This is a genomic window from Neorhizobium sp. S3-V5DH, assembly GCF_004343065.1.
GTDB lineage: Bacteria > Pseudomonadota > Alphaproteobacteria > Rhizobiales > Rhizobiaceae > Neorhizobium > Neorhizobium huautlense.
On record NZ_SMCL01000003.1, the window covers coordinates 326,036 to 347,968 of the forward strand.

Consider the following 21,933-nt stretch of genomic DNA (forward strand, 5'->3'; position numbering starts at 1 on the left):
TTGAGAAGCGGAACAGCGACGTGAACGCCGCCCGATCCGGAGAGCGTAACTGCTCTTTGAAGAGCATAAGTACGGTGATTTCCGTCAACTTGCCGACAGTGCGGATGAGTTAGACGGAGAAATACGATATCTATTCATTTAAGACACAAGGAGGCCCGCGTTGAACGATCACTCCCCGCGTATCGCGTTCCACGGAGCAGCCGGCACTGTAACCGGCTCCTGTTTCCTCCTTGAGTTCGGAGATATCCGAATCCTCATCGATTGCGGGATGTTTCAAGGCTCAAAGACGGAAAAGGAACTCAATTATCGTCCTTTTCCGTTCGCACCCTCATCGTTGGATGCGGTTCTCCTCACACATGCCCATATCGATCACAGCGGCTTGCTTCCCAAGCTCGTTAAGGATGGCTTTGCCGGTCCGATCTTTTGCACGCCGGCGACCTTGGATCTGTGTGCAGTCATGCTGCCCGATTCCGCTCACATCCAGGAAATGGAAGTGGAGCAACTCAACCGGCGCAATGAGCGGCGGGGCCGCAAATCTGTCGATCCGATCTATACCGCGGCTGACGCTATGGCCGCTCTGGTTCAGATGAGAACTGTTGGGTTCGAGCAATGGGAGGAACTGGATCCGGCCATCCGCTTCCGTTTCTGGAATGCTGGGCATCTTCTCGGATCAGCCTCCATCGAGGTCGAGATCGGGACGGCCGCGGCGCGCCAGCGGCTTCTTTTCTCAGGCGATATCGGCCCGAGCCACAAGCTGCTGCAATTCGATCCTGAAGCCCCTCCCGGCTGGGACTATGTGATTTGCGAGAGCACCTACGGCGACGTCGACCGCCACGATCCTTCCGACGAAGCGCGGCGGACCATGTTGCGTGATGAGGTCCGCCATGCCTGTCGCCACCGGGACGGAGCTCTCCTTATACCATCCTTCGCCGTCGAACGTACTCAGGAGCTTTTGGCCGACCTGATCAATCTTATGGAGAGACACCAGATTGACCAATGCCCGATCGTCATCGACTCTCCGTTGGCCCTGCGAGCAACCGAGGTCTTCAAGAAACATGCCCGGGACCTCGAGAACGGTGACCTGCTGCTTCGTGCCCTTCGAGCCAGGAATGTCCGGTTTACCGAAACCGCCGAGCAATCCAAGGCGATTGACAACATGCGAGGTTTCCACATCGTCATCGCGGCGAGTGGCATGTGCGAGGCTGGCCGTATACGACATCGCCTGAAAAATTGGCTGTGGCGGGAGGAAGGGACCGTTCTCCTCGTAGGCTATCAAGCTACCGGAACGCTGGGACGCCTGTTGGAAGACGGTGCCCCTACCGTCCGGATCCAGGGCGACGAGATTGCCGTAAGAGCAAGCATCCGCAAGCTTGACGTCTACAGCGGCCATGCCGACGGGCCGGAACTCGCTGCATGGCTTGCGGCACGCGCGCCGGTCCGGAGAGCCGTATTTCTGGTCCATGGGGAACTGCCCGCAGTCGCGGCCATGAAGGAGCGCATTTCCACCCTGCAGCCTCACGTCAGGGTCATAGAGCCATCGCTCGATGCCGAGTATGCTCTGACGCCCAGGGAACCGAGAGAGATTTCCATCGCGCAGGCTCCGCCGAGGCTCAACGCATTGCAGGTTGGCCGTAGGGACTGGCACAACGACTTCCAGTCTCTGATTCTGGATCTCCAGGAGAAACTGGACAGGGCGGCGGACGAAAAAGCTCGCGGAGCAATCCTGCGAAAGGTCAGACGTGCCCTCTCGGGCTCCGAGGAGTAAGGCGTTAACTTGTCAGGGGATGAGGACGGCTGCGCCGCTCAGGCGCCCTTCCCTAAGATCATCGAGTGCGCGGTTTGCATCTGCGAGCGGATAGACGACAGTATGCGTCCTCACGTTTGCTGCCGCCGCGGTCGGGAAGAACTCCTGCGCATCTTCCCTGGTGAGGTTCGCGACGGAGACCACCTGCCGCTCCTCCCAAAGAAGGGCGTAGGGCATCTGCGGAATGTCGCTCATATGAATGCCACCGCAAACAACCCTCCCACCCTTTTTGATTGCCTTCAATGCTGCCGGCACCAGACTGCCGACTGGAGCGAAAATGATCGCCGCATCCAATGGCGCCGGCGGCGGCTCATCGGAACCACCCACCCATGCCGCACCGAGTTCCTGGGCAAAAGCCTGCGCCTGCCTGTCGTCCGGCCGCGTAAAGGCGTAGACCTGCCTTCCTTGCCAGCGGCAGACCTGCGCTATGATGTGCGCGGCCGCTCCGAACCCGTAAAGCCCCATCCGCCTGCCTTCTCCCGCCTTCTTCAGGGATCGCCAGCCGATCAAGCCCGCGCAGAGAAGTGGTGCCAAGGCAACAGGGTCGGCCGCCATCGGAAGATCGAAGGCATAGGCAGCATCTGCCACCGCATGCGTGGCGAAACCGCCGTCCCGCGTGTAGCCCGTAAAAAGAGGATCATCACAAAGGTTTTCGGCCCCCGACTTGCAATAGCCGCAATGACCGCAGGTATGGCCGAGCCAGGGAATCCCGACTCGTGAACCGATTCTCGCCGGGGGAACTCCCTCCCCGACCGCATCCACGATGCCGACGACCTCATGGCCGGGCACAAGCGGAAGTTTTGGGTTCGGAAGATCCCCGTCGACCACATGCAGATCGGTCCGACAGACCGCACATGCCTCTATCCGGACACGGAGCTCTCCCGCTTTCGGTTCAGGATCTGGCCGCTCCACCAGTTCGAGCGGCTTTCCGACCTCATGCAATACCATGGCCTTCATAAGGAACCTCCGCGCAATCGTCCATCCGTTGCAAGGCGTCGCTGGCTCGCCGCTCCGCCTGCGAGCTTCCGCGGAAAGTCGCTCCATAAACTACACCCGATCTGCCTCCTCAAAAACCGATTGCAAAATAAAATCGGTACGCTATTATGCAACCAGTTGCAAATTGCAATCAATATCAGGAGCAAATGGATCAATGAAGCTCTACTATGCGCCCGGCTTCACTAGCCTCGCCGACCACATCGCATTGCTGGAGGCTGAACTCCCGTTCAAGCTGGTCAAGGTCGACATCGAGACGAAGCAGATCGAAGGCGGCGGCAGCTATACGGCCATCAACCCAAAGGGCTACGTGCCGGCGCTTGAGTTCAACGACGGCGAGGTGCTGACCGAAAATGTCGCGATCCTGGCCTGGGTCGCCGATCGCGCACCGCAGCTCGCGCCGCAGGGTCATCTGGGCCGCGAGCGCCTGCTCGAAATGCTGAGTTTCATCGCGACCGAGATTCACAAGCGCTTTCCCACTTACCTGTCGCTTCCTGAAGGCATCCGGGAGCAGACCGCTCAGGAAATACTGCACTGGTTTGGCTTCGCAGCAGGCCGATTGGAGCGGGGATATCTGTTTGGAGAGACATTCACTGTCGCTGATCCCTATCTCTTCCAACTGGCGTGGGGTGCAGCTCAACTCGGCTTTCCGCTGCCCGAGCCCCTTGGCGATTATATCGCGCGGATCGAACAGCGGGCCGCCGTACAAGCGGCGCTTCGCCGGGAGGGCTTGGCATGAGTGAGCTTGTTATCCGCACTGACAGGCTCGAGCTCGCCACGCAGAGCTTCGGCGACCCGGTGCATCCACCCGTCATTCTGATCATGGGCGGGATGGCATCGATGTTGTGGTGGCCGGAGGAATTCTGCCGGCGGCTCGCTGAACAGGGCCTCTTCGTCATCCGCTACGACCAGCGCGACACAGGTCTTTCGACAAAATATCCGCCCGGTCGGCCCGGCTACACTTTCAACGACGCCGTCGATGATGTCTTCCGCGTGCTCGACGGCTACGCGATTTCGAGCGCGCATCTCGTCGGCTTTTCTCTCGGCGGCATGATCGGCCAAGGCGCCGCATTGAAGTTTCCGGAACGCGTGCTTTCCCTGACGGCGATCAGCACCTCGCCGGTCGGGGTGGACAAATCGCATTTCCCTCCGAGCGGCGAGGCCTGGATGGAGCATATGTCCGTGGAGGCGGATTGGTCGGACCGCTCAGACGCCGTCGCATATCTGGTCGAGGATGCGCGCCTGACCGCCGGGACGGCACATACGTTCGACGAAGCCGGGACCCGAGCCTTCCTTGAACGAGATTTCGACCGCTCCGGAGGTTATCTCAGCGCCACCAACCACAGCATCCTCTTTGAGGTCGGCGAAATATGGCGGGGCCGGCTGAACGAGATGATGGCGCCGCTTCTTGTCCTTCATGGCACGGCCGATCCAGTCTTCCCGCTGGCGCACGGCGAGGCACTGGTGCGAGCTGTGGTCGATGCAAAGCTCGTAAAGGTAGAGGGTGGCGGCCATGAAATTCATCCCGAAGATTGGCGACAGATCATTTCCGCCATCGACGAACATGTCCGAACATCCGCCCAGTAACAGTAACAGGCCAAATGAGGGTTGAGAACTGGATCGTGCCAACGTCTATGATGCCGGCAAGGAGTCGGCGTTTATAATCTCGCACCGAAATGGATCGGGCATTGATGCCGACTGACCTGCAGGCGCTACCGCACATTCGGTTATAGCCGGCACTTCGGGCGTGGTCAGCGCGGATATTCGAGCTGCATGGCGACCACATTGGTGGTGGGGTGACCGTAGCGCCCCGCAATCGCCTCCAGCGCCTGATCGAGCGCATCCGCCGGCTTCCGGTCGGGAAAGGTCGACGCGCGACGCCCTTCTGGCCAGTTCACACGCACCTGGTCCGGCATGACACGAATACCGCTGCGCGTTTCTACGACATCCGTCGAGGTGGAAAAGATCGTGACGCTCGAACGGTAGGTCCGCGACCAGACATCGGCCACCAGGGCAAGCGACACCTCATCCATGCGCGGCTCGACGCGGATGCCGAGCTCATCCCGGTTCCACAAGGCCACCTGGTTGGCAAGTACGGTCGTCGCAAACGGTCGAGTCAGTTTAAAAGCAGCGCTGGCATGCCGCGCATCCCACCGCTCGAGCCCGAGATCACGAGCCGCCGCTTCGGCCTTAATTCGGCCAGCGATCGCTTCGATCAACGTCAACATCATCGGCATTGAGGCGGTGATGCCGGTTGTCGTGGCGACGTTTCCGTCCGACACCATACGGCGATCGGCTACATATTCGATCGTCGGGCTGCGGCGAAGCATTTCACTCAGGTAATACCAGTGGGTGGTGGCGCGCCGCCCATCGAGAAGACCTGAAGCGCCGACGACCTTGGCGCCGGCGCAGATACCAATGATCTTCGCGCCCTTCTCCGCCTGGCTCCGTAGCCATGCAAGCGCTGCCGGATCGTCGTCGCGGCTCATGGCGGGCACGTAGTCCGCTCCGTCGGGATGGTTGGCGTCGAACTCCGTGATCGTCGCGTCCGGCTCGACCTTCAGGGCCGGATAGAGCTGAACCGGCCCCGGCCTGGTTGCCAGCATCATCACGTCGGCGACGTCCGCCCGCCGCAGGATGCCGGTAGGTACGAGATAGTCGGTCGTTTCGGTGGCATCGTTGATGCCGATGACCGCGACAAGCGGCCGCTCGCGCTTGGTTGGCCTGAGCGAAGCAAGCATCGCGTCCGCCTCCGCCTGCGGTACGAGGGGTGCATTTGCAGCCCTCGTACCAGACGGCAGGCTGATCATCCAACCGCCAAAACCTGCCATGCCAAGAGTGGCAACCGCGGCGGCACCCCATATCAAGACGGATTTCCGCATAGCTGAACTGCTCCGACGGTATCCACGAGTCTTTGAGAGCAGTCACTCCACGTGATGCTTTCGCTGATTAGCGCAATACTACCAAAGCACGCGTCTGACTGAAAAGATAAAAGCCGTCGTGAGAATTTGGGCTTACGCCGATTTCAGCGGTCGTCTGAAACGGCAATCCTGAGTTCGAGCATCGCCTGCCTTTTCTCCTTGCGGATCACGCCAATGGCGCGCTCCAGTGCCCCCGGAAGGTCGCGCCCGTGCTCGACCCGTTCAGTGTAAGCTCGGCTTGCGGCCGCGATCGCGCTGTAGTCCGGAGAAGGTTCAAGCGAGACGAGAGGCATCTTGTTCGCCATAACTGCCGCCCCATCCGGATAACTGCTGACGACGGACCGGCGGACCGCGTTCCAAATGCCGTTGTTTTTGACGATTGTTAGAATAGGGAGTTCCAGTGCCTCTGCAATCTGATGACATGCAACAGGATTGGCGAACATATAGGAACCATCGCCGATACAGGCGATGCAGAGCCTGTTGCGGTCGGCAAGCTGCGCTCCGAGCGCTGCCGGCAGTCCCCATCCAAGCCCGCCGGAATGCGGATTGTTGAAGATGCGATTGGGACCGCTCACCTTCATCACCTCCGGTACGACGCCGAGTTCAGAAAAAATCACCGCCCGACTGTCGATCGCCTCGGAAATGCAGCGGCTCATCCATTCGGCGGACATCGGGCTCTCACACCCTGCAGCAGCCAGTGCGGCGGCGCGCTCCACGCGCTGCTGCGCCCGCGCGGCGATCATCCTCCGCCGCTCCTCGGCACCGCCCGCCAACGGCCGCACCGCCTCGCGAAGCGCGGCCATGGCCGCGGCCGGATCGCTGACGATCGCAAGATCACTGCGATGACCGCGGATCGGCATGCGCTGGAAATGCGGATCGGGCCCTATCTGGATTACCCGCGTATTACTGTCCGGGCGGTGGAGCGACTCCATCCAGGGAATGGCGCTGTCGATCACCAGCACGACGTCCGCCTCCTTGAGCGGCGCCTTGACGTCATAGCCGAGAAACATCGAGTGCTCCGACGGCATCACGTTTCGCACCGTGTAGGGCTCGACGACCGGGATGGCGAACTCCTCCGTAAATCGAAGGATTTCCGCGGCCGCCTTTCCATCGGGACCGCTGCGCTGGCATATGACAAGCGGCGCGCGAGCCGCGGCAAGCCAGGCAGCAGCCGTTCGGATCGCCTCCGGGTCGGGATAGGCGACCGACGATACCGCTTGCGGGGAAACCGACTGCCCGGCAATAGGCGGGACAGCGTCCATCAAAGGCTCCCGTGGAAGGCTGACATAGACCGGCCCGCGCGGCTCGCTCATCGCAAGGCGCGTCGCACGGGTCGCAAGGATCTCGCCCTGCTCCGGGTAGCGCATTTCATAGTGAAATTTGGTGACGTCGCTTACCATCGAGGATTGATCGTACATCTCCTGCCCATACTGGATGGGCGTCACTCTGGTACCGCGGCGGCCGCTTTCGGTGATCGGCGTACGCCCTGAAAGCACCACCACGGGAACGTTGTCGCTCGCCGCATTGATCACTCCCATGACGGAATTTGCCAGGCCGACATTGACATGCACCATCGTCGCCTGCGGCCGGCCGGTGACGAGGTAATAACCGTGGGCCATGGCAACACTCGCAGTCTCATGCGGGACCGTGATAGGTTCGGGAACGGAGCTTTTATCAAGCGACACAAAGGCTTCGATAATCGGCGGAAAGTCCGTACCGGCATTGGCGAAGATGTAATCGATGCCATTGCGCTTGAGCCCCAAAAGGAGGGATTCCGCGCCCGTCGTCAGCGTTTGGACCTCCGTTCCTTCAGTCGCTTCGTCCATGAGGTCCTCCCAGTGTCCGTTTATCAGCCCCGCCCGGCCGTCCCGACCAACTCGCGTCACCTCAAAAATGCACTTGTAAATTATCAAAATGCAAGAGATGATCGATCAATAATCTCTCTTAATGAGATTTTATGTCGGTTGCTTGGCCGATGGAGGAAACAAGCGGAGGAGAGAAAATCATGAAGCAGCAGTTGTTTGCCGCCGCTCTGGCGGCTGGACTCGTCATGTTCGGCAGTGCGTCCGCCCAGACCGTCGGTATCGCAACTTCAAATCCCGGCTCGATTTTCCACAATATCGGTACGGCGGTGGCGAAGGCGGCCAACGACGCGGGATTGAATGCGACAATCCAGCCAGCAACCAGCCCGAACCAATACATGCCGCTGGTCAATCAAAACGACGTCGAATTCGGTGTCGGCAATCTGGAGGAGTTCAATAATGCCCTGAAAGGCGAGGCCTGGTTTTCCGGCAGCGTCAACGAAAACCTTCGTATTGTCGGGCTCATCATGCCGATCAAGGAAGCGATCTTCGTGCGGGCCGACAGCGACATAAAGACAATCGCCGACCTTAAGGGCAAGCCTATGGTCGACGGTTATACGGCGCAACAGACGATCCTGCCGCAGCTCGACGCCATCTATGCGACCGCCGGGTTGACGCGTGCGGATATGCGGCCTGTTCAGGTCCCGAGCGTCGTGGCAGGCGCAGATGCATTTATCTCTGGCCAGAGCGCCGGCTTCATCTTCGCCCATGGCGCAGGCAAGGTGCGCGAGGCTGACGCCGCCGTGGGCGGTCTAAGGGCGCTGACTATACCGGACACGGAGGAAGCGAAGGCCGCCATCCGAAAGCATTGGAAGTCAGGATATGTCGTGAAGATGGAGCCCGGCCCGGCCACTCCGGGCGTACGCGAAGCCGGCACCTACATCGCCTATCCGCAGCTTGTCTTCACAAACTCCGCCGCAGACGAGGAAGCCGTCTATAAAATGACGAAGATCCTTTATGAGAGCAAGGAAGCGATGAAAGCCGCCTTTCCGCCCTTCGGCGAATTCCAGCCCAAGAACATGGTGGGCGAGACCGCGCCGGGAGAATATCATCCGGGCGCTATCCGCTTCTACAAGGAAGTCGGGCTTTGGAAAGAGTGACCGCCATGGACGCGGAACGCACGAGGGAGCCCGATTTCGGCGTTCCCGCCCGCCTATGGAGACCTGTGGCTGCTGCGCTTGCCGCAGCCGTCACCCTATCGGCGATGGCGTGGTCTCTGGACGTGCCCCGGATGATGGGCGTCTCCTATTATCCGCAGCAGTTCCTCGCCGTCATCCTGGCGTTGACCCTGCCCCTCGCATTCATGCTCTATCGGCCTGATCGCGAGAAACGGACAGATCAGGCGTTGCCCTGGTATGACGTCGCCGGCGCGATCCTCAGCCTCACAGCCTGCGCCTATATCGCCATCAACTATGCTACGGTGGTGAATTTCGTATTCACCCGTCCGATCGAGGCTTGGCTGCCAGGTATTATCCTGCTGGTGCTGCTTCTCGAGGGTTTGCGGCGATCCACGGGCTGGGTTCTCGTCGTCATCATGATCGTATTCCTGCTCTATGCGATGTTCGGAAACATCGTTCCGGGGCGATTGGCAGGCCGTCCGCAGGACTGGCAGAAGCTTGCAGGCTACATGGCCTACGATGTCAATGGCGTTTTCGGATTGTCCCTCTCCGTCGGCGCCACGATCGTGGTGGCCTTTATATTCTTCGGCGCGCTCTTGGGAGCAACCGGCGGCGCAAAATTCTTCACGGATGCTGCGCTCCTCTCAATGGGGCGCTATCGCGGCGGCTCGATGAAGATCGCCGTCGTGGCGTCGGGCCTGTTCGGCTCGATCTCCGGCTCCGCTGTCGCCAATGTCGTAGCAACGGGCGTTGTCACTATCCCCATGATCAAACGTGACAAATATCCCGCGCACAAGGCTGGCGCCATCGAGGCGGTGGCTTCAACCGGCGGACAGCTGATGCCGCCCGTCATGGGCGCTGCTGCCTTTCTGATGGCCGAATTCCTGCAGGTACCTTATGCAGACGTGGCGCTCGCGGCTCTTGTCCCGGCCCTGCTCTACTATGGCGCATTGTTCATCCAGGCCGACCTCGAAGCGGCCAAACTAGGTATCAAAAGCGCTCCGGAGGATCAGATCCCTAGCCGCCGTACGATCATGGGCGGCCTCCACTTCCTGATCGCCTTCGGATTGCTGATCTATGCGCTCTTTGGAATGAACTGGCTCCCAGAACGCGCTGCCTTCCTTGCCTGCGCCAGTGTCGTGGCGACAGCCGCCGTCTTCGGTTACGACGGCATGCGTGCATCCGTCCGCCAACTCCTCGACACAATCGTGGAAACAGGGGAATCCGTCGTCGAGATCATCGTCATCTCGGCCGCCGCCGGTATTGTTATCGGCGTGATGAATATCACGGGCCTAAGTTTCAATCTCACCTACGCTCTCGTGCAGCTCGGCGGCGGCAGCGCGATCGTCCTGCTGCTGATGTCCGCCATCGTCTGCATAATCCTCGGCATGGGCCTACCAACGCTGGCCGTTTACGTACTGCTGGCTTCGCTGGTTGCACCCGCGCTGGTCGAGGTCGGCTTGCATCCGATGGCGGCCCACCTCTTCGTTCTATACTTCGGCATGATGTCGATGATCACGCCCCCGATTGCGCTCGCTTCCTTCGCCGCAGCCAGCATCGCCAAAGCTGATCCGATCAAGACTGGGCTTGCCTCGTGCAAGTTCGGCTGGATCGCTTTCGTGATCCCGTTCATGTTCGCCTACTCCCCCAGCTTGCTGCTGATCGGAGAGACTGGCGAGGTGGCGTGGGCGGTCCTTACCGCGACGTTCGGCATGTGGCTGGTGTCGGCAGCACTCGCCGGTTACTTCGCGAGCCGCTTATCTACGTTGATGCGGATCGTTTTCGCCGTCTCTGGCATCCTTTCGCTCATCCCCGCAGGCGCATTCCCGGGAGCGATCTACACCGATGCCGTGGGACTTGTGGTAGGGATACCCGCGATGATATTCGCCTATGTCACCGGGAGAAAAGTGGTGGAGCATGCAATAACTTGACGACAAAGGCGATCAATAGTCTCGAACGTCTGCAGGCCGTTCTGGAGGTCTTCAGCGAAGATCGCCTCGAATGGACGCCGGAAGAAATGATGGAGGTGTTGGGCTATAGCCGCCCCACCCTCTATCGCTATCTCAAGATCCTGAAATCGGCGGGGCTTCTCACCTCAATGCCGAACACGGGTTTCACGCTCGGGCCGAAGATCGTTGAACTGGACTATCTCCTGAGGAAGTCCGACACACTGATCTTGAATGGCGCCCCACATCTCGAGAATCTCACTTCGCGATACAGCTGTACCGCATTGGTCGTGCGTTGGTACGGCGAAAAGATCCTTTGTGTCGATTCGCGCAGTTCGGTGAAGAACCCCGTCAGTTCCTATCCCCGCGGCCGTCCGATGCCCTTGAGCCGCGGCGCGATCGGGCGCTCGATCATGGCCTTTCTTCCCAAGCGGCATCTCGTGCCGCTGATCGAAAGGGCAATGGCGGACATGAAGGCAGTCGGCCTAGGAAGCACTATAGAAGAAGTACTGGAAAGCCTGAAACGGGTCAAAAAGGCGGGGTTTGCGGTTGCCTATGGCGAGGTGACGCCAGGCGTAGTCGGAATAGCCGCCCCCGTCTTCGATGCAGGCCGGAGCCCGATTGCAAGCGTTTGCGTCACCATTTCCGGCAGCCTCGTCAACGGCACGACGATTGACGAGATCGGGCAGCACGTTCGCCGTTCAGGCAGCGAGATCAGCGCTGCACTGGCATCCCACCGACATCAGGCTACCACGCAATAAATCTCATATAGAGAGAAAATGTGTTGACTTGACTTTCCCGCCCCAGCATCTTGGGGGCCAAGGGAGGAGGAGCTGTGTCGACGTCGCAACGGCAGGCTCCCCATTTGGAAAAGGATCTGGCGAGTATGCCCGCCGGCGCCTGCAGGACGGCTAGGAGGAGGTCTCCCATGAAGAAGATCGACATTTTCAATCACATCTGGCCGAAGCCCTTCTTCGACGCGCTGATCGACCATATCGGCGCGATGACGGACATCACCATGCGTTCCGGCGCCGTGCCTATGATGACGGAGCTCGACCGGCGTTTTGAGGTGATGGATATGTTCGGAGAGGACTACCAGCAGGTCCTGTCGCTCGCCTCACCTCCGCTAGAAAAGCTCGCCGGGCCGGAAAAGGCGCTCGATCTCAGCCGGATCGGCTCGGATTCCATGGCCGAACTCTGCCTGAAATACCCGGAACGCTTTCCCGCCTTCATCGGCACCGCAGCACTCAGCAATCCTGACACGGCCGTGGCTGAGGCCAAGCGCGCGATCGAGGAACTCGGTGCCGTTGGCATGCAGATCTTCACCAATGTCGGCGGCAAGCCGCTGGACCTGCCGGAATTCGGGCCATTCTTCGAGTATATGGCCTCCGCCGGCAAACCGGTCTGGTTGCACCCTGCGCGCGGCGAAAACTTTCCCGATTATCTCAGCGAAAAACGCTCCGAGTACGAGATCTGGTGGACCTTCGGCTGGCCCTACGAGACCTCTGCGGCAATGGCGCGCCTGGTCTTCTCCGGCCTCTTCGACAAATATCCGGGCCTCAAGGTCATCACCCATCACGCCGGCGGCATGATCCCCTTCTTCGAAGGTCGGGTCGGCCCCGGCTGGGACCAGATGGGCAAGCGCACGACGGATCGCGATCTCGCTGCGGTCCGCCGCTCGCTCAAGCGGCCGCACCTTGAATATTTCAAGGACTTCTACGCCGATACGGCAAGCTTCGGATCCCGCATGGCGATCAAGCACGCGATCGAGTTCTTTGGCGAGGACCACGTACTCTTTGCGTCCGATGCCCCCTTCGATCCCGAGGGCGGTCCGATGTACATCCGCGAGACGATCCGCATCCTGGAGGAACTGGACGTCTCGGACGAGGTGCGGCGCAAGCTCTTCCAGGACAATGCCGTCGCGTTGCTCGGCCTCAACATCTGATGGAGTTCACGATGCTGGCGGAACTTGGGAGAGCCGACAACTACATCAATGGCGAATGGATCGCCGACGGCGGAACTGCCGAAAGCACCAACCCGGCCGACGGCAGCGTTCTCGGCCATTACGTGCCGGGCACCAGGGCTCTCGCCGATCAGGCCGTGGCCGTTGCGCGCCAGACCTTTGACCAGACCGACTGGGCCTCCTCCCCTCGCCTGCGCGCGGCGGTGCTGTTCGAATTCGCCGACCGGCTGGAAGCCGCGCGCGACGAGATCGCCGACCTCATCGTCGCCGAAAACGGCAAGCTGAGGCGCGAAGCGCTCGGGGAAACGATCGGCGCGATCTCGGAGGCCCGCTATTACGGCGGCCTTGCGCGCACCATCCTTGGCCGCACGATCGAAACCGCGCCGGGCAATTTCTCGATGATGAACCGCGAAGCCGCCGGCGTCGCAGCAATCATTGTCCCCTGGAACGCCCCGGTTACGCTTCTGGTCCGCTCGCTTGGTCCGGCACTCGCAGCCGGCTGCACGACCGTTATCAAGCCCGCACCACAGACACCACTCATTCACCAGCGCGTCATGCAATGCCTTCACGACTGCCCCTCCCTGCCGAAGGGCGTGGTCAATTCGGTAAACGAGAACGGCACCGAAGTAGGCGAAGCGCTGGTTGCTTCCGACGACGTAGACGTCATCAGCTTCACTGGCTCGAGCGCCACGGGCAAGCGCATCATGGCTGGCGCGGCGCCCACCTTGAAGCGTCTGTCGCTTGAACTGGGCGGAAAAGCTCCGGCTGTGGTCTTCGATGACGCCGATCTCGATCAGGCCGTGCGCGAGCTGACGAGCGGTTCGCTGATGATGGCGGGGCAGATCTGCGTCGCTGCCGCGCGTTTTCTCGTGCACAAATCGATCGAGCAGGAGTTCACCGCAAGGATGAAGGCCGCCTTTTCCGCCGTTCGCACCGGGCCGGGAGCCGATCCGCAGAGCCAGATGGGATCGCTGATAGATCTGCCTAACCAGAAGCGTGTTGCCTCCATCATCGAGCAAGCGGCGGACGAGGGAGAGCTTGTCCTGCGCGGCGAGCCGCTCGGCCAAGGCGCCTTCATGACGCCCAGTCTCTTCCGCATCGATAACCTTCAATCGGAACTGGTGCAGGAAGAGTTGTTCGGCCCGATCGTGTCAATCGAGGGCTTCGAGGACGAAAAGGAGGCAGTCGCGAAGGCCAATGCCACCCGTTACGGTCTGGCAGCCAGCCTCTTCACCCGCGACCTCAACCGCGCGACCCGCGTTTCCCGTGCCATTCGTGCCGGCACAGTCTGGCTCAACTGCCACGGCCGGCTTTTTGCCGAGGGCGAAACCGGCGGCTATCGCCATTCGGGTCTTGGGCGGCTTCATGGACCGGAGGGCCTCAACGATTTTCTCGAGACCAAGCACGTCTACCTCGAGGCCGGCGCCGTCTGATTGCGGCAACTCCTGAGCGACAGGTATTTGGAAATGCAGAAGAAAACGGCAGACGTTGTCATTGTCGGTGGCGGTCCGGTTGGTACGGGCCTGGCGATCGAGCTCGGTCAGCGGGGCATCCACACCATCCTGGTCGAACGCTACCCCTCTCCCCAACAGGTGCCCAAAGGTCAGAACCTGACGCAGCGGACGATGGAGCACTTCCACTTCTGGGGGGCGGAGAAACAGTTGCGCGCCGCCCGCACCGTGCCAAAGGAATATGGGATCGGCGGCCTCACCGCCTATGGTTCATTGCTCGGCGATTATCACTACGATTGGCTCCAGCGCGAACTGGTCCGCCCCTACTATTTCACCGAGAACGAACGCCTGCCGCAGTACCGCACGGAGGAGGTCCTGCGCGAACGGGTGCGGGAGTTGCCAGCGGTGGAGCTCTTCTATGGCTGGACCGGCGAGGACGTGAGGCAGGACGAGGACGGGGTGACGGTCACGATCACCAGCCGTGACGGAAGCGAACAGCGCAGTCTCAGCGCCGCCTATGCCGTGGGCTGCGACGGCAGTCGATCCGTTATCCGCGAAAAGGCAGGCATCACCCAGACCAAATCCGACCACGACCGGCTGATGGTGCTACTGGTGTTCCGCTCGACCGGGCTTCACGAACTCCTGAAGCGTTTTCCAGGCAAGTCCTTCTACAATGTCCTGCATCCGGACCTGAAGGGCTATTGGCAGTTCTTCGGCCGCGTGGACCTCGGCAAAACCTGGTTCTTTCACGCGCCGGTACCGCCTGGAACCACAAAGGAAAACTTCGACTTCGCCAACTATCTCCACCGGGCCGTCGGAGCGGAATTCGACATAGAATTCGAGCATGTTGGTTTTTGGGATCTGCGGATCGCGACCGCCGACAGCTATCGCAATGGCCGGATCTTTATCGCGGGTGACGCGGCCCATAGCCACCCGCCCTATGGTGGCTACGGGATCAATACCGGTTTCGAGGATGCCCGAAATCTCGGCTGGAAGCTTGCAGCCACGCTACAGGGCTGGGGTGGAGAACGCCTGCTCGACAGCTATGATATGGAACGCCGGCCGGTCTTCATATCCACTGCCCGCGATTTTATCGGGAAGGCGATCGAGAGCGACAGGGCTTTCCTGGAGGCATTCGACCCTGCCCGCGACCGTCCGGCATTCGAGGCGGAATGGCAGGCACGGGGATCCGGGGCGCGTGCGGAAGTGAATGCTTTCGAGCCCAACTACCGGGGCTCTCCTGTCATCTGGAGTGATTTCGAGGGCATGCCGAATGCCATCGGTGGCCACGAACTGCGCGCCAAAGCCGGACATCACCTGCCTCCTCAGATGCTGTCCTCAGGCCGCAATATCTACGAAGAACTCGGCCCCGGTTTCACGCTGCTCGCATTCAAAGCCAGTCCTGCTCTTTTAGATGATTTCAGGATTGGCGCGGAACGCCTGGATCTACCACTCAAGATCGTCACAGATGACAGCGATGAGGCCAGATCCGCTTACAAAGCGCGTTATGTGCTTGTTCGACCCGATCAATTTGTCGCCTGGGCCAAGGAAGATGAGACATCTTCTGCACTATCAATTCTTCTTCGTTGCCAAGGTCGATCAGAAACATACGATATGACCCGGCATTTGAAGAGAAGCGAAGCGGACGCTCTCAAGACGCTCAATCCAGACGCCTGACTGGCGACGATTTCGCGAAAAGCAACGCAGAAAGCTCGCCAAGGTTTGGACTTGCAAGCCGGACGCTCTGCACCTAAATTTGCCAAATGCTTGATCATTTGTCCCGGCCGCCGTCGCCTTCACACATTCCGATGGATGCACTAAGCGAAGTGCTGCAAGACTTTCGCTTGAGTGGGGTGAATTATGGGCGCTGCGAACTCCGGCATCCATGGAGCATCGCCTTTACGCAACAGCAGCTGCTTCGTTTTCACTTTGTCAGCCAGGGTCCATGCTGGATTCATACCGAAGCCCAGGGATGGCAGGAGTTGAATGAAGGCGATCTGATGCTGCTGCCGCAAGGCATCGCGCATCGATTGGCCAGCGCACCGGATGTTGTCGGCGATTCACTCAAAAGTTGCCAGGTGACCAAGTTGGGGAGCAACGTCTGCGAAGTGGTGCAGCAAGGAACGGGTGCGACCAGCACCCTCTTCTGCGGCTCCATGGTTTTGGGGGCGAATGCACTTAATCCCTTGATTGCTTTGATGCCGCCAATGATCAAAGGCTGCGATGTGGCTGGCAATGATCCCATTGTTGGCCCCCTGCTTGCAGCTATGACGGCGGAAGCTGCACAGCCTCAAATGGGCAGCGCCACCGTCTTGTCACGTATGGCGGAGCTGCTCGTTGCGCGGCTTATCCGCTGCTGGGTCAATTGCAGCGGAGCCTCGACTACCGGCTGGCTCGCCGCCATCCGCGATCCTCATATCGGCCGCGTTCTGGTAGCGATGCACCGAGACCCCGGCCATGACTGGACTCTCGAAAGTCTCGCTGGCGTGGCAGGCCAATCGCGATCCGTCTTTGCTGAACGCTTCAGCGCTGTTTTAGGGGAAGGCGCGGCGCGTTATCTCGCGCGTCTACGTATGCAGCTCGCCCGCGAATTGTTGGGCCAAAACGGCCTGTCGGTTGCCGAGGTTGCCTCGCGTCTGGGCTATGAATCCGAGGCTTCCTTCGCTCGTGCGTTCAAGCGCCTCACGAGCGTCTCACCAGGCCTTGTGCGTCGCACAAGTTCCGGACGAATTGATATGGATTTCGGATTTTAAGCTACATATCATCCTAAAGGGTTCGGTTATGAAATTTCCCTTGAGCTAAAGGGATATCTCAATGACGGACACAATTTCACAGCTTGAATCCACCACGATGGACCTTGATGCCGCCGAGCCAGTCGCATGGAGCGGGGCCACCTGGTTCGCCGTTCTTTCGATGGCGGCTACCAGCTTTGCTCTGGTATCGGCCGAATTCCTGCCGGCGGGTCTGTTGACGCCCATGGCGCGCGATCTCGGCATTACCGAGGGAACGGCCGGACAGGTCGTCACCGCCACGGCTTCCGTCGGCGCGGTGACGGCGCTCCTGAGCAATGTTCTCATAGGCAAATTGAACCGCAAGACGGTGCTGGTCGGCCTAAGTGCGCTGGCGATCGGTTCCAATATTCTTGCCGCGCTGGCGACCGATTTCTGGCTGTTGTTGTTGGGCCGGGCCGGGTTGGGCATCGCGCTTAGCGGCTTTTGGGCGCTTTCGGTCGCGGTCGTGGCGAGACTGGTGGGCGCCAATGCGACGGGTCGGGGCATGGCCATCGTCACCCTCGGCGTCTCGCTCGCCACCATAGCTGCACCATCAATGGGCGCCTTGATCAGCGACTGGCTGGGCTGGCGCAGCGCCATGGCTATGACAGCGGGGCTTGCCGCGCTGGCCATGCTGCTGCAGGTACTCAGCCTGCCAACGCTGCCTGCAAATACAAGCAACAGTCTCGCCGATGTTTTCCGGCTGACACGCCGGCGTGGCGTTCAATTGGGAATGCTGGCCATCCTTTTGCTGATGACGGGGCATTTTGCTGGCTCGGTTTATGTGCGTCCCTTCCTCGAACAAGTGACGCTCCTTGAAACCGGACCGATTGCCTTGGCGCTGCTCGGTTTTGGCATTGCCGCTGTGATCGGTAACATTGCCGGTGGCCGACTGGCGGACGCCAACATCCACATGGCACTCGCAGTCACCGCCGTGTTGATGGCGTTTGCGGCGCTCGCATTGGTGCTTTGGGGCGCCCATATTGGCGTTGCCTTCAGCTTCGTCACGCTCTGGGGCTTCGCCTTCGGCATGGCGCCGGTGGTACTGCCTACCAATCTTTCCCGCGAGGCACCCGACGCTCTGGAGGCAGCGGGAAGCCTGATGGTCGTCTCTTTCCAGGTGGCCATCAGTATCGGAGCGGTTTTCGGGGGTTACGTTGTGGACCACTATGGCGCTATGGGGCCCTTGGTCCTTACCGCCGTCCTGGCCGCATCGACGGTCGCCTTGGCGCTGCTGCAGCCCCGCAGCTGATCTTGCTTCTGGATGAGTAAAGAGTGGGCGGTGCTTCCTCACGTGACGGACAGCATCGCCCAGGCGCCCGAGGCAAATCAAGCCGGTACGGCCGTTGTTGACTGCATGTCCTGCTGCGGCCATCGCTGCAGCGCCTCCCGCCCAGCGTCGGTCAAGCCGTAAACGCCTCTATCGAGCCGTTCAAACCAGCCATAGACATTCGAAAGCAGGATTTTTCCGGCATCCGGTATGCCGGATTTGATTTCACGCACACGCAGCGGTCCTGATGCCAACGCTGCTGCACAACCGAGCGCCTGCTGGCGGTACGCGGTCATGACGGGCGCGCGCGTGCTCCCGCCTACTGCCGGGTCGCCGCGCCGCCTCTGGTGTTCGCGCATCAGCTTCGAACGCCGTTTCGGATTGGTGCGCGGCATTGGCGATATGGAGCCGACGATAACGCTGACGTCACCGGCATCGGAAATGCCGAGCATGCCGATTCCGAGCCTGCGGCAGAGATCGCGGTAGCGCTTGTCCGCCTCGCGACCTTTGCCCTTGGCCGATACTCGCGCCGCGATCCAGACCTCGTCAGCAACAGCTGCGCGATCGACGGCTTGCAGTATGAGCTCCAGGTTGAAGCTCAATTTTAACTCGCAGATCACCACAACAGCCGGATCACTGTCGCTCAAGCCGACGAGATCGCAGCCGCCAACCTCGCCCTTGACGACGTAACCTGCCTGTTCGAGAAAGCCTTTGACGGGCAGATAAAGCGAAGTTTCCATATGCCTGCGGGATTAAGCGGAGGTTCACTCCATACCTACATCGATTTGTCCCTCCAGGACACCGCTTCAATGGCGGCAACATCGTTGTTTCGAGACGTGGTCTCGTTATTCTGCGTGCGCACGTTAAATACGCTGCACATCAAGGGTGGCGAGGGATAACATGCGTGTTGCGATCCATACTTACGGCACGCGCGGCGACGTCCAGCCATTTGTCGCCTTTGCTCTGGCATTGCGGTCAGCCGGACACGATGTCCAGCTTGCCGGACCCGTTCAATATGCTTCGCTCGCCAAAGATCGGGAGATTGCATATGTGGCCCTGCCAGGAGACCTGGTGGCACTTATCGACACGCCCGAGGGGAAAGCAGCGATTGAAGGGGGCGAGGGTTTTGCAGCGGGTCTCAGACTGCTCAAAAATATCCGCCCATTGATCGAAGGTCTTCTTCTTGCAGAATGGGAAGCGGCTCGGGATTTCCGTCCGGATGCTATCGTCTACCATCCGAAGTCGCTGGCCGCGCTTCATATAGCAGAACAGCTTGGCTCGATCCCAATCCTCGCTGCGCCGTTGCCCGTCCTGACGCCTACGTCAGCCTTTCCCAGCCCCATTCTTCCTTTCCGCTCTCTGGGCCCATTAAACAGGCTCAGCCACAGGGCCGTCGCATGGGGCAGCCAGCGTCTGTTCGCCAGAACGGTTTCAAAGTGGCGCCACCAGCATCTGAGTTTGCTCCCGGACAGTCCGCAAACACTCCGCCCAAAGGCAACCCTATACTCATATAGTCGCCACATAATTCCCATTCCCGCCGACTGGGACAAAGATGTTCATGTAACCGGTCCCTGGTTCCTCGAAAGACCAGACTGGGCGATGCCGTCCACGCTGCAGGATTTTATCGCTGGTGGGAGCGCCCCGGTCTATGTTGGGTTCGGCAGCATGCCGGCAATGTCGTCTGGAACGCTGACCGAAGCAATCGTCGGAGCTCTTCGCCTGACCGGCCGGCGCGGCCTTCTGTTGAGCGGAGGGGGCGCGATCTCCCCTTCGTTGCAGGATCCTGACCTCTATGTCCTCCAAGATGCACCGCACGATCGCATTCTACCGTTCGCGCATTCGGCTCTGCATCACGGTGGCGCCGGAACGACTATGGCATCAGCGAAGGCAGGCATCCCCTGCGCCATATGTCCGTTCTTCGGCGATCAGCCATTCTGGGCGCGCCGGATGTACGATCTCGGCGTCTCTCCGCCCCCGTTGTCAAGGAAGCGCATCACGACAGACGCAATAGCCGGCGCAATCGACGCGATGGACGCTCCTTTGCTTCGCGATCGCGCCGCCTCGCTGGGCGAGCAGGTCAGGCAGGAGGAAGGGCTGAAGTCGGCGGTTGCGCTGCTGGAGCGATACTGCCTTTGACGCCTTTGGGACGGAGATCTGGCTCCGCTTGCCAGACCTGGTTGGGCGGCGTGTTTCGCCGGCCTGATCGGCGCCTGCTCATGCCGCGCCGCATAAGGCCACCTCCGTAGGCAAGGTGATCGATGCTCAGCGCCTGCCTGCAAGACAGTTACCTGCGAGACGACTACGAACCTGCGCCAACCCGATCAACGATACGCGTGGCAGTGTTTTGTGTTGCCTGAAGGCGCCGGCCGGTCGCAGCGTCGAAAAGGTGAATGTCTGTTGCATTGACATCAAGGAATATCGTCTCACCAGGGCGCAGCGCGACGCGCTCGCGCAGCAGCACGGTTAAATCTTGCTCTTCCACCCGGACGATGACCTGCGTTTCCGATCCGGTTGGCTCAACCACGGCGACGCGCGCGGGAATGCCCCCTTGCGCCACGATAGAAAGTTTTTCCGGCCGGACGCCGTAAATCAGTTCGCGATCTCCGCAGAGCGGCGTCCGCTCCGCTGGCAGCGGTAGCGGGACGCCGGCCGTCGTGCGAAACGTCCTGGGACCGTCGGCTTGTACGCGGCCTTTGATCAGGTTCATGGCGGGCATGCCGATGAAGCCGGCAACGAAGGTGGTGGCGGGATTGTCGTAAATGTCGAGCGGTGTGCCGACCTGCTCGACAATGCCATCGCGCATGACGACGATACGGTCCGCCATCGTCATCGCCTCCGTCTGATCGTGAGTAACATAGACCGTCGTGATCTTCAGTCGCTGGTGCAGTTCCTTGATTTCCGCCCGCATCGCGACCCTGAGCTTTGCGTCGAGATTGGAGAGCGGCTCGTCGAACAGGAAGACCTTGGGATCGCGCACGATGGCCCGGCCCATGGCCACGCGTTGGCGCTGACCGCCGGAGAGGTGGCGCGGATGGCGGTCGAGATAAGACTCAAGCGCCAGGACCTTTGCCGCATTGTCGACCCTCCGCGCGATCTCGTCCTTGGCCACGCCACGTAGCTTCAGCGAAAAACCCATGTTTTCCGCGACGGTGAGATGGGGATAGAGAGCATAATTCTGGAACACCATCGCAATGTCGCGATCCTTGGACCTGAGGCCGTTGACCACGGCTCCCCCGATCAAGAGCCGACCGTCGCTGATCGATTCCAGCCCGGCTATCATTCTGAGCAGGGTGGATTTTCCGCAGCCCGAGGGGCCGACCAGAATGATGAATTCGCCGTCTTCGATGGCGACGTCCACTCCGTGGATGACCGGAAGGCTGCCGTAGCTCTTCCTGATATTCTGCAATCCTATCGAAGCCATGTCTCTCCTCCCCCGACAGGCCCTCAGGCCGTGCCCTCGCCTTCGTGGTTCACGGCCGTGCGCTGCCCGGACGAAAACATGATGAGCGCAAACAGCGGTTCGGAGCCGAGCGCCCGCGCCCAGTGGTGGATGTTGCGGGGAATGCGAATGGCATCGCCCTGATGGAGCAGGTAGAGCGCGTCGCCGAGCTTGTGCTCGCAACTGCCGGAGATGACATAGAGGATTTCCTCGCAATCGGGATGGGAATGCAGCTGGTTGCGTTCGCCGGGATTGATGCGGCAGGTGCCGAAGGTCATTTCCGCGCCCGGCGTGCCTTCCCCGGTGATCTTCCAGTTCAATTCGCCCCAGGATGTCGGCACGAACTCGCCGCCCGCCTTCCTGAAAATGATGTCGCTTTCGGTCATATGCGGCTC

18 protein-coding genes are annotated in these 21,933 nt (G+C 60.5%); 12 read left to right on the forward strand and 6 right to left on the reverse strand.

Annotated features, from left to right (window positions below):
- Positions 1–160: 160 nt before the first annotated feature.
- Entirely contained in the window at positions 161–1,765 is a 1,605-nt protein-coding gene (locus EDE09_RS07530) for an MBL fold metallo-hydrolase (protein WP_132409527.1), read from the forward strand.
- Between the two features lie 12 nt (positions 1,766–1,777).
- Here the strand turns inward: EDE09_RS07530 and EDE09_RS07535 are convergent, their stop codons facing one another.
- Positions 1,778–2,761 (reverse strand): zinc-dependent alcohol dehydrogenase family protein, encoded by a 984-nt coding sequence (locus EDE09_RS07535; protein ID WP_112799571.1) that lies wholly within the window; start codon positions 2,759–2,761, stop codon positions 1,778–1,780.
- A gap of 193 nt (positions 2,762–2,954) precedes the next feature.
- On the opposite strand from EDE09_RS07535, the gene EDE09_RS07540 reads away from it, so the two are divergent.
- Positions 2,955–3,536: a glutathione S-transferase N-terminal domain-containing protein gene (locus EDE09_RS07540; RefSeq protein WP_132409529.1), complete on the forward strand. Its 582-nt coding sequence runs from the start codon at positions 2,955–2,957 to the stop codon at positions 3,534–3,536.
- Positions 3,533–4,384, forward strand: coding sequence for an alpha/beta hydrolase (locus EDE09_RS07545; RefSeq protein WP_132409531.1), 852 nt, complete (start codon positions 3,533–3,535; stop codon positions 4,382–4,384). The genes EDE09_RS07540 and EDE09_RS07545 overlap by 4 nt, the downstream gene beginning before the upstream one ends.
- A 164-nt stretch (positions 4,385–4,548) precedes the next feature.
- Here the strand turns inward: EDE09_RS07545 and EDE09_RS07550 are convergent, their stop codons facing one another.
- Together EDE09_RS07550 and EDE09_RS07555 are read right to left on the reverse strand one after the other, a co-directional pair.
- Complete coding sequence (locus tag EDE09_RS07550; protein WP_132409533.1) at positions 4,549–5,679, reverse strand: DJ-1/PfpI family protein; 1,131 nt, start codon at positions 5,677–5,679, stop codon at positions 4,549–4,551.
- Between the two features lie 143 nt (positions 5,680–5,822).
- A complete protein-coding gene (locus EDE09_RS07555) occupies positions 5,823–7,544 on the reverse strand; it encodes a thiamine pyrophosphate-requiring protein (RefSeq protein WP_105372830.1) in 1,722 nt (573 codons plus the stop codon).
- 179 nt (positions 7,545–7,723) lie between these two features.
- Between EDE09_RS07555 and EDE09_RS07560 the strand changes: the two genes are divergently transcribed.
- From EDE09_RS07560 to EDE09_RS07595, 8 genes are all read left to right on the forward strand, one after another.
- Complete coding sequence (locus EDE09_RS07560) at positions 7,724–8,680, forward strand: TAXI family TRAP transporter solute-binding subunit (protein ID WP_105372921.1); 957 nt, start codon at positions 7,724–7,726, stop codon at positions 8,678–8,680.
- Positions 8,677–10,629: a TRAP transporter fused permease subunit gene (locus EDE09_RS07565; RefSeq protein WP_245505088.1), complete on the forward strand. Its 1,953-nt coding sequence runs from the start codon at positions 8,677–8,679 to the stop codon at positions 10,627–10,629. Before EDE09_RS07560 ends, EDE09_RS07565 begins: the two co-directional genes overlap by 4 nt.
- The gene (locus EDE09_RS07570; protein ID WP_132409535.1) at positions 10,626–11,405 is read left to right on the forward strand and encodes an IclR family transcriptional regulator; all 780 of its coding nucleotides are present in this window, start codon (positions 10,626–10,628) and stop codon (positions 11,403–11,405) included. The genes EDE09_RS07565 and EDE09_RS07570 overlap by 4 nt, the downstream gene beginning before the upstream one ends.
- Positions 11,406–11,572: 167 nt before the next feature.
- Positions 11,573–12,589 (forward strand): amidohydrolase family protein, encoded by a 1,017-nt coding sequence (locus tag EDE09_RS07575; protein ID WP_105372833.1) that lies wholly within the window; start codon positions 11,573–11,575, stop codon positions 12,587–12,589.
- Positions 12,590–12,600: 11 nt separating this feature from the next.
- Entirely contained in the window at positions 12,601–14,040 is a 1,440-nt protein-coding gene (locus tag EDE09_RS07580) for an aldehyde dehydrogenase family protein (protein WP_132409537.1), read from the forward strand.
- Positions 14,041–14,073: 33 nt separating this feature from the next.
- Positions 14,074–15,735 (forward strand): FAD-dependent monooxygenase, encoded by a 1,662-nt coding sequence (locus EDE09_RS07585; protein WP_132409539.1) that lies wholly within the window; start codon positions 14,074–14,076, stop codon positions 15,733–15,735.
- Positions 15,736–15,821: 86 nt separating this feature from the next.
- A complete protein-coding gene (locus EDE09_RS07590; protein WP_132409541.1) occupies positions 15,822–16,811 on the forward strand; it encodes an AraC family transcriptional regulator in 990 nt (329 codons plus the stop codon).
- Between the two features lie 61 nt (positions 16,812–16,872).
- Positions 16,873–18,081 (forward strand): MFS transporter, encoded by a 1,209-nt coding sequence (locus EDE09_RS07595; RefSeq protein WP_132409543.1) that lies wholly within the window; start codon positions 16,873–16,875, stop codon positions 18,079–18,081.
- 77 nt (positions 18,082–18,158) lie between these two features.
- Here the strand turns inward: EDE09_RS07595 and EDE09_RS07600 are convergent, their stop codons facing one another.
- Positions 18,159–18,839: a DUF2161 domain-containing phosphodiesterase gene (locus EDE09_RS07600; RefSeq protein ID WP_132409545.1), complete on the reverse strand. Its 681-nt coding sequence runs from the start codon at positions 18,837–18,839 to the stop codon at positions 18,159–18,161.
- 160 nt (positions 18,840–18,999) lie between these two features.
- On the opposite strand from EDE09_RS07600, the gene EDE09_RS07605 reads away from it, so the two are divergent.
- On the forward strand, positions 19,000–20,235 hold the full coding sequence (locus EDE09_RS07605; protein ID WP_132409547.1) for a glycosyltransferase: 1,236 nt from the start codon (positions 19,000–19,002) through the stop codon (positions 20,233–20,235).
- 163 nt (positions 20,236–20,398) lie between these two features.
- Here the strand turns inward: EDE09_RS07605 and ugpC are convergent, their stop codons facing one another.
- Together ugpC and EDE09_RS07615 are read right to left on the reverse strand one after the other, a co-directional pair.
- The gene (gene ugpC / locus EDE09_RS07610; protein WP_132409549.1) at positions 20,399–21,520 is read right to left on the reverse strand and encodes a sn-glycerol-3-phosphate ABC transporter ATP-binding protein UgpC; all 1,122 of its coding nucleotides are present in this window, start codon (positions 21,518–21,520) and stop codon (positions 20,399–20,401) included.
- 23 nt (positions 21,521–21,543) lie between these two features.
- Complete coding sequence (locus tag EDE09_RS07615; RefSeq protein ID WP_105372840.1) at positions 21,544–21,924, reverse strand: cupin domain-containing protein; 381 nt, start codon at positions 21,922–21,924, stop codon at positions 21,544–21,546.
- Positions 21,925–21,933: the final 9 nt, after the last annotated feature.

Bases quoted from the DNA above. Each gene is read 5' to 3' on its own strand.
- EDE09_RS07575 (WP_105372833.1), top strand. From the start codon at position 11,573: ATGAAGAAGATCGACATTTTCAATCACATCTGGCCGAAGCCCTTCTTC.
- EDE09_RS07595 (WP_132409543.1), top strand. From the start codon at position 16,873: ATGACGGACACAATTTCACAGCTTGAATCCACCACGATGGACCTTGAT.
- EDE09_RS07545 (WP_132409531.1), top strand. From the start codon at position 3,533: ATGAGTGAGCTTGTTATCCGCACTGACAGGCTCGAGCTCGCCACGCAG.
- EDE09_RS07585 (WP_132409539.1), top strand. From the start codon at position 14,074: ATGCAGAAGAAAACGGCAGACGTTGTCATTGTCGGTGGCGGTCCGGTT.
- EDE09_RS07590 (WP_132409541.1), top strand. From the start codon at position 15,822: ATGCTTGATCATTTGTCCCGGCCGCCGTCGCCTTCACACATTCCGATG.
- EDE09_RS07535 (WP_112799571.1), bottom strand. From the start codon at position 2,761: ATGAAGGCCATGGTATTGCATGAGGTCGGAAAGCCGCTCGAACTGGTG.
- EDE09_RS07580 (WP_132409537.1), top strand. From the start codon at position 12,601: ATGCTGGCGGAACTTGGGAGAGCCGACAACTACATCAATGGCGAATGG.
- ugpC (WP_132409549.1), bottom strand. From the start codon at position 21,520: ATGGCTTCGATAGGATTGCAGAATATCAGGAAGAGCTACGGCAGCCTT.
- EDE09_RS07615 (WP_105372840.1), bottom strand. From the start codon at position 21,924: ATGACCGAAAGCGACATCATTTTCAGGAAGGCGGGCGGCGAGTTCGTG.
- EDE09_RS07550 (WP_132409533.1), bottom strand. From the start codon at position 5,679: ATGCGGAAATCCGTCTTGATATGGGGTGCCGCCGCGGTTGCCACTCTT.
- EDE09_RS07605 (WP_132409547.1), top strand. From the start codon at position 19,000: ATGCGTGTTGCGATCCATACTTACGGCACGCGCGGCGACGTCCAGCCA.
- EDE09_RS07560 (WP_105372921.1), top strand. From the start codon at position 7,724: ATGAAGCAGCAGTTGTTTGCCGCCGCTCTGGCGGCTGGACTCGTCATG.
- EDE09_RS07540 (WP_132409529.1), top strand. From the start codon at position 2,955: ATGAAGCTCTACTATGCGCCCGGCTTCACTAGCCTCGCCGACCACATC.
- EDE09_RS07600 (WP_132409545.1), bottom strand. From the start codon at position 18,839: ATGGAAACTTCGCTTTATCTGCCCGTCAAAGGCTTTCTCGAACAGGCA.
- EDE09_RS07555 (WP_105372830.1), bottom strand. From the start codon at position 7,544: ATGGACGAAGCGACTGAAGGAACGGAGGTCCAAACGCTGACGACGGGC.